Annotated in this window: 13 protein-coding genes; 5 read left to right on the plus strand and 8 right to left on the minus strand. The window is 72.1% G+C overall.

Translation table 11 applies throughout. The features are described from left to right. Positions 1 to 3: 3 nt before the first annotated feature. The 6 genes from AB0F62_RS17740 to AB0F62_RS17765 all read right to left on the minus strand — a co-directional run bounded on the left by AB0F62_RS17740 (position 4) and on the right by AB0F62_RS17765 (position 6,318). Positions 4 to 939 carry an ACP S-malonyltransferase gene (locus AB0F62_RS17740; protein ID WP_361799079.1) on the minus strand — a complete coding sequence of 312 codons (936 nt, stop codon included), beginning with the start codon at positions 937 to 939 and terminating at the stop codon, positions 4 to 6. 101 nt (positions 940 to 1,040) lie between these two features. Then, entirely contained in the window at positions 1,041 to 2,240 is a 1,200-nt protein-coding gene (locus AB0F62_RS17745; RefSeq protein WP_361799082.1) for a helix-turn-helix domain-containing protein, read from the minus strand. Positions 2,241 to 2,305: 65 nt separating this feature from the next. Beyond that, positions 2,306 to 3,121 (minus strand): ABC transporter permease, encoded by an 816-nt coding sequence (locus AB0F62_RS17750; protein WP_361799128.1) that lies wholly within the window; start codon positions 3,119 to 3,121, stop codon positions 2,306 to 2,308. 11 nt (positions 3,122 to 3,132) lie between these two features. After that, a complete protein-coding gene (locus tag AB0F62_RS17755) occupies positions 3,133 to 4,032 on the minus strand; it encodes an ABC transporter permease (RefSeq protein WP_361799085.1) in 900 nt (299 codons plus the stop codon). A 7-nt stretch (positions 4,033 to 4,039) separates the two neighbouring features. Continuing rightward, positions 4,040 to 5,239 carry an ABC transporter substrate-binding protein gene (locus tag AB0F62_RS17760; RefSeq protein ID WP_361799087.1) on the minus strand — a complete coding sequence of 400 codons (1,200 nt, stop codon included), beginning with the start codon at positions 5,237 to 5,239 and terminating at the stop codon, positions 4,040 to 4,042. Continuing rightward, the gene (locus AB0F62_RS17765) at positions 5,230 to 6,318 is read right to left on the minus strand and encodes an ABC transporter ATP-binding protein (protein ID WP_361799090.1); all 1,089 of its coding nucleotides are present in this window, start codon (positions 6,316 to 6,318) and stop codon (positions 5,230 to 5,232) included. Before AB0F62_RS17765 ends, AB0F62_RS17760 begins: the two co-directional genes overlap by 10 nt. Positions 6,319 to 6,424: 106 nt before the next feature. Here AB0F62_RS17765 and AB0F62_RS17770 point away from each other — a divergent pair, with 106 nt between their 5' ends. Both AB0F62_RS17770 and AB0F62_RS17775 read left to right on the plus strand, forming a co-directional pair. Further along, entirely contained in the window at positions 6,425 to 7,171 is a 747-nt protein-coding gene (locus AB0F62_RS17770; RefSeq protein ID WP_361799093.1) for a GntR family transcriptional regulator, read from the plus strand. Between the two features lie 47 nt (positions 7,172 to 7,218). After that, positions 7,219 to 7,941 carry a cache domain-containing protein gene (locus tag AB0F62_RS17775; RefSeq protein ID WP_361799096.1) on the plus strand — a complete coding sequence of 241 codons (723 nt, stop codon included), beginning with the start codon at positions 7,219 to 7,221 and terminating at the stop codon, positions 7,939 to 7,941. On the opposite strand, the gene AB0F62_RS17780 is transcribed toward AB0F62_RS17775, so the two are convergent. Beyond that, complete coding sequence (locus AB0F62_RS17780; RefSeq protein ID WP_361799099.1) at positions 7,913 to 8,731, minus strand: serine hydrolase domain-containing protein; 819 nt, start codon at positions 8,729 to 8,731, stop codon at positions 7,913 to 7,915. The genes AB0F62_RS17775 and AB0F62_RS17780 overlap by 29 nt on opposite strands. Before the next feature lie 61 nt (positions 8,732 to 8,792). On the opposite strand from AB0F62_RS17780, the gene AB0F62_RS17785 reads away from it, so the two are divergent. Beyond that, on the plus strand, positions 8,793 to 9,254 hold the full coding sequence (locus AB0F62_RS17785; RefSeq protein WP_361799102.1) for a MerR family transcriptional regulator: 462 nt from the start codon (positions 8,793 to 8,795) through the stop codon (positions 9,252 to 9,254). A 5-nt stretch (positions 9,255 to 9,259) separates the two neighbouring features. After that, positions 9,260 to 10,279, plus strand: a complete 1,020-nt coding sequence (locus tag AB0F62_RS17790) for an aldo/keto reductase (protein ID WP_361799131.1) — start codon at positions 9,260 to 9,262, stop codon at positions 10,277 to 10,279. Here AB0F62_RS17790 and AB0F62_RS17795 read toward each other — a convergent pair. Further along, complete coding sequence (locus AB0F62_RS17795) at positions 10,240 to 11,028, minus strand: DUF4429 domain-containing protein (RefSeq protein WP_361799105.1); 789 nt, start codon at positions 11,026 to 11,028, stop codon at positions 10,240 to 10,242. The genes AB0F62_RS17790 and AB0F62_RS17795 overlap by 40 nt on opposite strands. 221 nt (positions 11,029 to 11,249) lie before the next feature. On the opposite strand from AB0F62_RS17795, the gene AB0F62_RS17800 reads away from it, so the two are divergent. Then, the coding region (locus AB0F62_RS17800) for a leucine zipper domain-containing protein (RefSeq protein WP_361799107.1) at positions 11,250 to 11,764 on the plus strand (515 nt) is incomplete at its 3' end.

Consider the following 11,764-nt stretch of genomic DNA (forward strand, 5'->3'; position numbering starts at 1 on the left):
CTCCTATTCCTGGGTGCCGTGCTCGGCCACGATCGCGCGGGCGGCGTCGAGGTCGTCCGGGGTCTTCAGGGCCAGGGTCGCGACGCCGGGCAGCGCGCGCTTGGCCAGGCCCACCAGAGTGCCACCCGGAACCAGCTCGATGATCGCGGTGACGCCGAGTTCCTTGAAGGTCTCCATGCACAGGTCCCAGCGCACCGGGTTGGACACCTGCGACACCAGACGGGAGACGATCTCGGCGCCGGAGGACACGACCGCGCCGTCGGTGTTGGACACGTACGGCAGCGCCGGGTCGGAGACCCGCAGCGTCTGCGCCAGCTCGTCCAGCACGGCCACGGCGGGGGACATGTGGTGGGTGTGGAACGCGCCCGCCACCTTCAGCGGGATGACCCGTGCCTTCTCCGGCTTGTCCGAGGTCAGCTCCGCGAGCTGCTTCGCCGTGCCGGCCGCCACGATCTGACCGGCGCCGTTGATGTTCGCCGGGGTGAGGCCGAGGTTCTCCAGGTGGGCGACGACCACCTCCGGGTCGCCGCCGAGCACGGCCGACATGCCGGTCTCGGTGACGGCCGCGGCCTGGGCCATCGCGGTACTGCGGGTGCGGACGAAGGTCATCGCCGCGTCGGGGCTCAGCACGCCGCCGACGGCCGCCGCCGTGATCTCGCCGACGCTGTGACCGGCCACGGCGCCCAGCGCGGAACGCGCGGCGGCCGGGTCGGCGAACAGCTGCTCCGCGGCGACCAGACCGGCGGCGACCAGCAGCGGCTGGGCGACGGCGGTGTCGCGGATCTCCTCCGCCTCCGCCTTGGTGCCGTAGTGGGCGAGGTCGAGCCCGGCGGTCGAGGACAGACCGGCGAGGCGGTCGGCGACACCGGGGAGTTCGAGCCAGGGGTTCAGAAAGCCGGGGGCCTGGGCACCCTGGCCGGGAGCGACGAGTACGAGCACGCTTTCAACTCTCTCTTGAGCGGGGTGATCCCCGCCCGTGGGGACAGGGACCAAGAACCGACGGGCGATTTGTTGGTGTCCCACAAAGGCCCTGAGCGCATCTACGGTGTCTGGCCGGACGCGGAGAGCCGGCCCAGGATGAGCGCGATGCGGAGGGTGAAGGCGGAACGCACATCCGACGGCGACCAGCCGGTGACGTCCGTCACACGTCGGAGGCGGTAGCGAACGGTGTTGGGGTGAACGAACAACATCCGGGCGGCCCCTTCCAGCGACGATGCCTGTTCCAGGTACACGGACAGAGTCTCGAGCAGTGCCGAACCAGCTTCCTCCAGTGGCCTGTAGATCTCCTCCACCAACTGGTCGCGGGCGTGTCGGTCGCCCGCCATCGCCCGCTCCGGCAGCAGGTCGTCGGCGAGGACCGGCCGGGGCGCGTCCGGCCAGGCCGCGCAGGCCCGCAGGCCCGCGGCCGCCGCCTGCGCGGACTTCGACGCCGCCAGGAGGTCGCCCACCACGGGCCCGGCCACGACCGGTCCCGCGGCGAACGGCCCGATCAGCGCCTTGGCCACCCGCAGCGGTTCGTCGTCGCCGCCCGCCACGACGATCAGCCGGTCGCCCAGCACTCCGGTGAGCACCTGCAGCTTCGCGTGCCGCGCCGCCCGGCGGATCGCCTCGACCGTCAGCTCGCTGTCTCCGTTGGGTGCCGTGCCCAGCACCACCGCGATCTTGTCCGGGGAACTCCAGCCGAGCGCCGCCGCCCGCGACAGCACACCCTCGTCCGCCTCCCCGGACAGCACCGCGTTGACCACCAGCGACTCCAGCCGCGCGTCCCAGGCGCCGCGTGCCTCGGCGGCCTGCGCGTAGACCTGGGCCGTGGCGAAGGCGATCTCCCGGGCGTACACCAGCAGCGCCTCGCGCAGCACCGACTCGTCGCCGGGGGCCGCGACCTCGTCGATCGCCGCCTCCATGACCTCGATGGTGGTGCGCACCATCTCCACCGTCTGGCGCAGCGAGATCGCCCGGGTCAGCTCCCTGGGCGCGGTGCCGAAGACATCGGTGCTGATCGCCTGCGGCGTCTCCGGGTGCCGGAACCACTCGGTGAAGGCCGCGATGCCCGCCTGCGCCACCAGCCCGATCCAGGAGCGGTTCTCCGGCGGCATGGCCCGGTACCAGGGAAGCTGCGCGTCCATCCGCGCGATCGCGGCTGCCGCCAGGCGCCCCGAGGACTTCTCCAGCCTTTTCAGCGTGGCGGTGTGGGAGTGCTCGCGGGCGGGGTCGAATGCGTTCTGCGCGGGTTCTGGCACGGTACAAGCCTGCCTTATCCGGGCGGATGCATGGCACGGACCCCTGGCCTCCCCGCCCGCCTGGGTCAGATGCGGCCTCCCGACGCGGAGTCGGCGGACAGCCGCTGGGCGAGGTAGATCGGGATCACCGAGAGGAGGACGAGGACGGCCGCCACGACGTTGACCACGGGCGCCTGCTGCGGGCGGGCCATGTTGCCGAAGATCCACACGGGCAGGGTCTGGACGCCCGGCCCCGCGGTGAAGGTGGTGACGACGATCTCGTCGAAGGAGAGGGCGAAGGCGAGCAGCCCGCCGGCCAGCAGCGCGGTGCGCACCAGCGGGAAGGTGATGTCACGGAAGACCTGGAAGGTGTCGGCCCCCAGGTCCATCGCCGCCTCCTCGTAGGAGCCGGAGGTGCGCCGCAGCCGGGCCAGGACGTTGTTGAAGACCACCACGATGCAGAAGGTGGCGTGGCCGACGACGACCGTGAACAGGCCCAGCCCGACGCCCAGCGGTTCCAGCACCGTGCGGAAGGCGGTGTTGAGGGCGATCCCGGTGACGATGCCGGGCAGCGCGATCGGCAGCACCACCACGAAGGAGAGCGCCTCCCGCCCGAAGAAGCGGTACCGGGAGACCGCGAAGGCGATCAGCGTGCCCAGGACGAGGGAGACCGCGGTGGCGCCGAGACCGGCCTTGACCGAGGTCCACAGCGCGGAACGGGCGCCGGAGCTGTGCCAGGCGTCGGCCCACCAGCGCAGGGTCAGGCCCGAGGGGGGCCAGCCGAAGCCGCGGTCGGCGTTGAAGGAGTTGAGCAGGACGAGCAGCAGCGGTACGTAGATGACGGCGAAGCCGAGCGCGGCGGCGACGCGCAGCGCGATGCGGGCGGTACGGGAGAGTTGCATGGTCACGGCCCTCACAGACTCCGGAGCGCGCCGGTGCGCCGCATGGCCAGCAGGTAGACGACGATGATCGCGACCGGCGCCGTGCCCAGCGCGGCGGCGAGCGGCGGGTCGAGGGTGATGTTGGCGTACACGACGTTGCCGATCAGCTGGGTCTTGCCGCCGACGATCTGGACGGCGATGTAGTCGCCGAGGCTGAGCGAGAAGGTGAAGACCGAGCCGGCCGCGACCGAGGGCAGCACCATCGGCACCACCACGGACCGGAAGGTGCGCCAGGTGCGGGCGCCGAGGTCCGCGGAGGCGTCCAGCAGGCCGGCGGGCAGCTGCTCCAGCCCGGCGTGGATCGGCAGGATCATGTACGGCAGCCACAGATAGGCCAGCACCATGATCGCCGCGGGCAGCCCGTAGCCGGGGCCGTCCAGCCCGAGCGGCCTCAGCGCCCAGTCCAGCGGCCCGTTCTCGGAGAGCATGATCCGCCAGGCGTACGCCTTGACCAGATAGCTGGCCCACAGCGGCGTGAGCACGGCGACGACCAGCAGGTGCCGGTACCTCGGGGCGGCCACCCGGGCGGTGTAGAAGGCGATCGGGAAGGCGATGACGACGTCGATCGCCGTCACCGCGACCGCGACGCCGAGGCTGCGCAGGGCGACGTCCCGGTAGACGCCCGTGGTGAGGACGGTGCGGAAGTTGTCGGTGTTCCAGACCTTGACCACGTCGGAGGTGAAGGGGTCGGTCGTCCAGAACGCGGAGAGGAAGAGCGCGGCGAGCGAGCCCAGGTAGGCCAGCACCAGCCACAGCAGCGGGGCGGACAGCAGCAGCGACAGCCGCAGCCGCGGGCGGCGGTGCAGGGAACCTGCCAGCCGCCGCCCGAGGGTGCCGCTCGTCGTGGTGGACGGGGTGGACGGGGTGGTCACGGACGGCTCAGCCCTTGATCTCGGTCCAGGCCTGGACCCACTTGGCGTAGGGCACGCAACGAACGTCGGTGCGGCCGTCCAGGCACTGCGGGATGGGCGTGTTCCAGAAGTGGACCTGCTTCCAGTAGGGCTCGTCGGCCGCGTGGAAGACGGTGCAGTGGTTCTTGTCCGCGGTCAGGGCGCAGGACTTCTCGTTCGCCGGGGCCTCGCCGAACCACTCGGCGACCTGGGCGTTGACCTTGGGGGAGACGATCCAGTCCAGCCACTTGTAGGCGCAGTTGGGGTGCTCGGCCTTGGCGGAGACCATCCAGGTGTCGGACCAGCCGGTGGCGCCCTCGCTCGGCAGGACCGCCTCGACCGGTGCCTTCTCGGCCTTGGCGAGGTTGGCGATGACCTGCCAGCTGGTGCCGATGACCGAGTCGCCGCTCTTGAAGGCGGAGATCTCCTTCAGGTAGTCGCTCCAGTACTCGCCGACGTCGGCGTTCTGCTCCTTCAGCAGGGCCACGGAGGCGTCGAACTGCTTCTGGTCCAGCGCGTACGGGTCCTTGATGCCCAGCTCGGGCTTGGTCTTCATCAGGTAGAGCGCGGCGTCCGCGATGTAGATGGCGGAGTCGTAGGCGGTGACGTGGCCCTTGTAGGCGGAGGCCTTGTCGAAGACCGCCGACCAGGAGGTGGGGGCCGGGGAGACCTTGTCGGTGCGGTACATCAGCAGGTTGGCGCCACGGCCGTGCGGGATGCCGTAGGCGACCCCGTCCACCGAGTTCCACTTCTGCATCTTCAGGCTGGCGAAGACGTCCTTGTAGTTGGGCACCAGGTCGGTGTTGACCGGCGCCGCGTCGCCCGAGGCGATGAGGCGCAGCGAGGCGTCTCCGGAGGCCGACACGGCGTCGTACTGGCCGGTCTTCATCAGGCTGACCATCTCGTCGGAGGTGCCCGCCACCTTGGTGTTGACCTGGCAGCCGGTCTCCTTCTCGAACGGGGTGACCCAGTCGACGGACTTGTCGTTCGAGCCGTCCTCCGCGTAGCCGGCCCAGGCGATGAGGTTGACGGCGCCCTCGGTCTTGCCCAGCGTCTTCTGCGCGCTGAACTTGGGCGGGGTGAAGGCGCCGCCTCCGCCGCCGGAGCCCTTGCCTGAGGAGGGGGACCCGCCGCAGGCGGTGGCCAGGGCCAGGAGGGTGCAGGCGGCGAGGGTACGGGTCAGACGCACGTGGACTCCGTTTCCGGGTGGGCGGACTGGACGGTGACGTTGTGTCGGCGGTGCCACTGGAGGCGGACGCGGACTCCCCGGTAGGCGGCGACGTCGGCCGAGGAGGTCTCCTGGTTCTGCTGGAGGGCGGTGAGCCGGCCGCCCTCGTCGAGGTCGACCAGGAAGCGGGTGGTGTCGCCGAGGTAGACGACCTCCGCGACGGTGCCGGCGACGGTGCGCAGCTCGCCGTCCGCGCCGTCCTCGGCGTCCGCACCGCCCGCGGGATCGCCGGGGCCCAGCAGGCGGATCTTCTCCGGGCGGACGCTGTAGGTCCCGGTGTCGTCGCCGAACAGGTTGGACGTGCCCACGAAGCCGGCGACGAAGGGCGTGGCCGGCCGCTCGTACACCTGCGCGGGGGTGCCGACCTGCTCGATCCGGCCTCCGTTGAAGACCGCGATCCGGTCGCTGAGGGTCAGCGCCTCCTGCTGGTCGTGGGTGACGAAGACGAAGGTGATGCCGACCTCGCGCTGGATCGCCTTGAGCTCGACCTGCATCTGCTCGCGCAGCTTGAGGTCGAGCGCCCCCAGCGGCTCGTCGAGCAGCAGCACCCTGGGCCGGTTGACCAGGGCGCGGGCCAGCGCGACCCGCTGGCGCTGGCCGCCGGAGAGCTGTGACGGGCGGCGCCGGCCGAGTCCCTCCAGCCGTACCGAGTCGAGCGCGGCGCGGGCGCGCTCGATCCGCTCGGCCTTGGGCACCTTGCGGATCTTCAGCCCGTACGCGACGTTCTGCTCCACGGTCATGTGCGGGAAGAGCGCGTAGTCCTGGAAGACGGTGTTGACGTCGCGTTCGAAGGGGGCGAGCCGGGTGACGTCCCGGCCGGCCAGCTCCACGGTGCCGGTGGTGGGGGCCTCGAAGCCCGCGATCATCCGCAGCACCGTGGTCTTGCCGGAGCCGGAAGGGCCCAGCATCGAGAAGAACTCCCCGTCGCCGATCTCCAGATCGACCCCGGCGACCGCGTGCACCTGGCCGAAGGACTTGCGCAGGCCCCGCAGGCGTATGGCGGGGGTCCCGGAGTCCGTTTCCTTGGCCGTTCCCTCCATCGGTGGGGAACCTTTCTCTTCGCCGGGTCGTTGACCGAAAACCTATGAAGTTATATTTCAGAGGACAAGGCCCGGCCGGGGTAAAACTTTGCCCAAGTGAGAAGGTGTGCGGGTGAGCAAACTTTCGAATGGCGCGCTGCACGCCGTCTTCGCACCGGTCGGCAACCTCGCCCGGGTCGACGCGGTCGTGCGGCGCCTCGCGGACGCCATCGAACTGGGCCTGCTCGCCGACGGAGAGCAGCTCCCCGGCGAGACCGAACTCGCCACCCGGCTCGGCGTCTCCACCGTGACCCTGCGGGAGGCGCTCATGGCCCTGCGCCAGCAGGGACTGGTCACCACCCGCCGCGGCCGCGGCGGCGGCAGCTTCGTCACCGCCCCCGACCAGCCACGCACCACCCGCCTCGGCCTGCGGCTTGCCGACTGGAGCACCGAGGAACTGCGCGACCTGGCCGACCACTGGTCCGCCGTCGCGGGAGCCGCCGCCCGGCTCGCCGCCGAGCGCACCGAGCCGGAGGACCTCGCTCCGCTGGAACGCTCCCTGGAGGAGTTCGAGGCCGCGGACGACCTCGCCGCCCGGGGCCGGGTCTACGGCCGGCTGCATGTGGAACTCGCCGCGGCCGCCCAGTCGGCCCGTCTCACCAAGGAGGAGATCCGTATCCAGGCGGAGATCGGAGCGCTAATCTGTCTCGCACTCGGGGAGGACGACGCCCGCGCGGCGGTCGTCGGACTGCACCGCGCGCTGCTCCGCGCCGTGCGCGACGGCGACGCGGAGCTGGCCCGGTCCCTGGCCGAACGACGGGTGCAGGACGCGATGGAGCGCCTGATCGGACTGCGTCTGACCGTCGCCGGCTGACCCCGGGCGTCCGCACCTCCCGCCCTCCCGCACCGGAGGCAGCCGCCGTGGCCGTCCGTTCAACCCCCGTCGTCGAGGACGTCGCCGCCGGCGTCGTGGACCGGGTCCGCGCCACCCTCGAGGACGTCTTCACCGCCGTCGCCCAGGTGGCCGAGCGCACCACCGCCATCGCCGCCGTGCGGGCCGCCGGCCGGGCCCCCACCACCGCCGACCTCGCCGCGCTGCGGCCGCTGCTGCACGACCGGCTGCTGCGCCGTCAGGACCTGATCTCCGGCATCGGCTTCATCGCCGAACCCGGGCTGCTCGGCGACGTACCGGCCTGGCTGGAGTGGTGGCAGAACCACGGGGAGGACGGGCTGCGACCGCTCCTGCCCGACCTCGACCCGGGCACCTCGGCCTACTCCGACTACACCCACTGGGACTGGTTCGCCCTGCCCCGCGCCACCGGCGAGCGCGCCGTGGCCGGACCGTACGTGGACTACCTGTGCTCCGACGAGTACAGCCTCACCCTGTCGGTGCCGGTCCAGCACGGCGGCCGCTTCCTCGGCGTGGCAGCCGCCGACGTGTACCTGCGCCACTTCGAGGCCGCCGTGCTCCCGCTGCTGCGCCGCCTGCCGACCCCGGCCGCCCTGGTCAACGCCCGCGGCCGGGTCGCCGCCTCCACGGACCCGCGGCATCTGGCCGGTTCGCTCCTGAGGAGCTTCGGCGGTCAGCCCTGCGGCCCGATCCCGCTGACCCTCGTCACAAGCCTGCCAGCACCGCGTCCGTGAGCGCCGGCCACAACGGCAGCGCCCACTCGCCGAAGTCACGGTCCGTCAGGACGACGCAGGCCGCCCCGGCGTCCGGGTCGACCCACAGGAAGGTGCCGGACTGGCCGAAGTGCCCGAAGGTGCGCGGTGACGACGAAGCACCCGTCCAGTGCGGGGACTTGTGGCCCCGGATCTCGAAGCCCAGGCCCCAGTCGTTGGGGTTCTGGCCGCCGTAGCCGGGCAGCACGCCCTTGAGGCCGGGGAAGGCCACCGAGGTCGCCGCGGTGACGGTCTCCGCGGCCAGCAGCCGCGGTGCCTGCAGCTCGGCGGCGAAGCGCACCAGGTCGTCGACGGTCGAGACCGCGCCGGCGCCCGCCGAGCCCGGGCAGTCGGTGGCGTGCATACCGAGCGGCTCCAGCACCGCCTGCCGCAGATACTCGGCGAAGGGGATCTCGGTCGCCTTGGCGATGTGGTCGGCGAGCACCTCGAAGCCCGCGTTGGAGTAGATCCGCCGCGCGCCGGGGGCGGCCATCACGCGGTGCTCGTCGAAGGCGAGCCCGGAGGTGTGCGCGAGCAGGTGCCGTACGGTCGAGCCCTCCGGCCCGGCCGGCTCGTCCAGCTCGACCGCGCCCTCCTCGATCGCGACCAGCGCGGCGTAGGCGGTCAGCGGCTTGGTCACCGACGCGAGGCGGAAGCGCCGGCCGGTCTCCCCGTACGCTCCCGCGACCGTGCCGTCACGGCGGACGACCGCCGCCGCGGCCGTCGGGACAGGCCAGTTCTCGATCGCGCTCAGGCTGCTCAGGCTCCGCATGAGCGTGAGCCTAACGAATGGCCTTGCCTGGAGTGCACTCCAGGGTTTTAGCGTGGAACCCATGACCGTGACGCAGGTGGCCAAGAACAAGTCCGGCAGCGCCCTCAGCTGCTCCGACCAGCCCCGGCACCCCCTCCCGGACGGCCGGGACCGGTACACGATCAGCGAGGTGGTGGCCTTCAGCGGCCTCAGCGCGCACACCCTGCGCTGGTACGAGCGGATCGGGCTGATGCCGCACGTCGACCGCTCCCACACCGGGCAGCGCCGCTTCACCAACCGTGATCTCGACTGGCTGGCCTTCGTCGGCAAGCTGCGGCTGACCGGGATGCCGGTCGCGGACATGGTCCGCTACGCCGAGCTGGTGCGGCTGGGCGAGCACACCTTCCCCGAGCGCCAGGAGCTGCTGGAGTCGACCCGGCGCGACGTGCTGCGGCGGATCGCCGAGCTGCAGGGCACCCTCGCGGTCCTCGACCACAAGATCGACACCTACGCTGACGCCCGCCGGGCGTCGGAGAGGGCATGAAGCGCATGAGCGACAGCAACGAGCAGATCGCCCGGGTCACGCTGGGCACCGGCGGCCCCCTGGTCGGCGTCCAGGGCCTGGGCTGCATGGGCATGAGCGAGTTCTACGGCCCCACCGACGAGGCCGCCGCGCACGCCGCCCTCGACGCGGCGCTGGACCTGGGGGTCACGCTCTTCGACACCGCCGACGTCTACGGCCTCGGCGCCAACGAGGAGTTCCTCGCCCCGTTCGTGCGGGCGCACCGGGACGAGATCACCCTCGCCACGAAGTTCGGCATCGTACGCAAGGCCGACGACCCGCACTACCGCGCCGTCGGCAACGACCCCGCCTACATCCGCCGGGCCGTCGACGCCAGCCTGCGCCGCCTCGGCGTGGACGTCATCGACCTGTACTACATGCACCGCCGCGACCCCGCCGTGCCGCTGGCCGAGTCCGTCGGCGCGATGGCCGAGCTGGTGCGGGCGGGCAAGGTCGCGTACCTCGGTCTGTCCGAGGTGACCGGCGCCGAACTGCGCGAGGCCCACTCCGTGCACCCGATCACGGCCGTGCAGTCCGAGTGGTCGCTGTTCAGCCGGGACGTGGAGACGTCGCTGACCGGCGCCGCCGCCGAGCTCGGCGTGGCCGTCGTGCCGTACTCGCCGCTCGGGCGGGGCTTCCTGACCGGCTCCTTCCAGAACGCCTCCGAGCTGTCCGCGGACGACTTCCGCCGGCACCAGCCCCGCTTCACCGGCGAGAACGCCAAGCGCAACGCGGATCTGCTGGAGCCGGTCCGCAGGGTCGCCGAGGCCCACGGCGCGACGCCCGGCCAGATCGCCCTGGCCTGGGTGCAGCAGCGCGCGCAGGCGCACGGGCTGACCGTCGTGCCGATACCCGGCACCCGCAAGGCGGAGCGCGTACGGGAGAACGCCGCCGCCACCCGGATCGTGCTGGACGAGACCGAGCTGGGGTGGCTGGAACCGATCGCCGGACAGGTGGCCGGCGACCGCTACCCGGACATGTCGTCCACGTCGGCGGCGCGCGAGTAGTCCTCCCGGTCCGGGGCGGGCCGCGTCCGCGCGGCCCGCTGGACCGCCGCCAGCACCGCCGCCGCCAGCGGCAGCGACTCGTGGACGAGGCCGTAGCCCAGCCCGAACACCACGGTCGCCGGATCGTCGTCGGGGCTGCCGGGGCGGCGGCCGTCGCCGTCCCGCGGCAGCAGCCTGAGGTGACCGCCGAGCATCTCGGGGGAGCGCCAGTCGACCCCGGTCAGCTCGCGGATCGGGAAGTGCTGGTCACCGGCCTTCCACTTGGCCGTCGAGGCGCCCGTCCAGAACCAGCGGAAGGACACCGCGTCGCCGTCGAAGGTCGCCTTGCCGTCGTACGCCTTGAAGGACAGCGGCGCGTCGGGGACGTCCACGAGGTGGCGCGGGGCCGGATCGGCGTCGGCGCCGCCGCCGGCCGCCCCGGTGGCGGACAGCAGCTCCTCGGCGTAGTACTCGGCCAGCAGCTCGCGTTCGGCCGGCAGGACCAGCCGGTAGGGGTCCGCGCTCTCCTTGAGCTGGCCCTTCGCGGCCTCCATCAGCGGATCTGCGCCCCGCCTCGGGATCGCCCGCAGCACGATCGTGCCGCGTCGCCCCGGGGCCAGCTCGACGCCCGCGAGGGCCTCGTACGGGACGCGCCGCTGCCCGAGGACCTGCAGCAGTTTCGAGTTGCGCATCCCGCGCTCGTAACGGATGAGCACCGCATCGGCGTCGAACTCCCATACGGCGTTGGATCCGGCCAATACGTCACCCATACGGGTCATCGTAGGCGGCCCGGCCGTTTCTGGAACCGGCCGGGAACGACCGGACTAGGCCAGGACGGGATGAGGAGTGGGCCGGGGCGGGGCCGGGACTAGCTGTTCTGTCCGGGGAGGTTGTGGACAGTGGTGACGATCACCGTTGGGGGCTCTTGAACGGGTGAGGGCCTTCCGGGTTCGGTGTGGATTGCGACGTCCCACCGGCCCGAAAGGCCCTCATGCCACACCGTAATGCACCCCTGACCGAGACCGGACGGCTGCGCCTGGCGCGCTGCGTCGTGGACGACGGCTGGCCGCTGCGCCGGGCCGCCGAACGCTTCCAGGTCTCGCCGACCACGGCTCAACGCTGGGCCGACCGGTATCGCACGCTCGGCGAAGCGGGCATGACCGACCGCTCCTCACGCCCGCACCACAGCCCGCGCCGGACCCCGACCCGCACCGAACGCCGGATCATCAAGGTCCGCCTCGCCCGCCGCTGGGGACCAGCCCGCATCGCACACCTGTTGAACCTGGTGCCCTCCACCGTGCACCGCGTGCTGACCCGCTTCGGCCTGGCCCGCCTGACCCACCTGGACCGCGCCACAGGCCACCCGATCCGCCGCTACGAACGCGACAAGCCCGGCGAGCTGGTCCACGTCGACATCAAGAAACTCGGCAACATCCCCGACGGCGGCGGGCACAAGATGCTCGGCCGGCAGACCGGCCGCAAGAACCGCTCCGCAGCCGGTTACAG

It is taken from the genome of Streptomyces sp. NPDC026673 (assembly GCF_040638135.1).
In the GTDB taxonomy this organism is placed as follows: domain Bacteria; phylum Actinomycetota; class Actinomycetes; order Streptomycetales; family Streptomycetaceae; genus Actinacidiphila.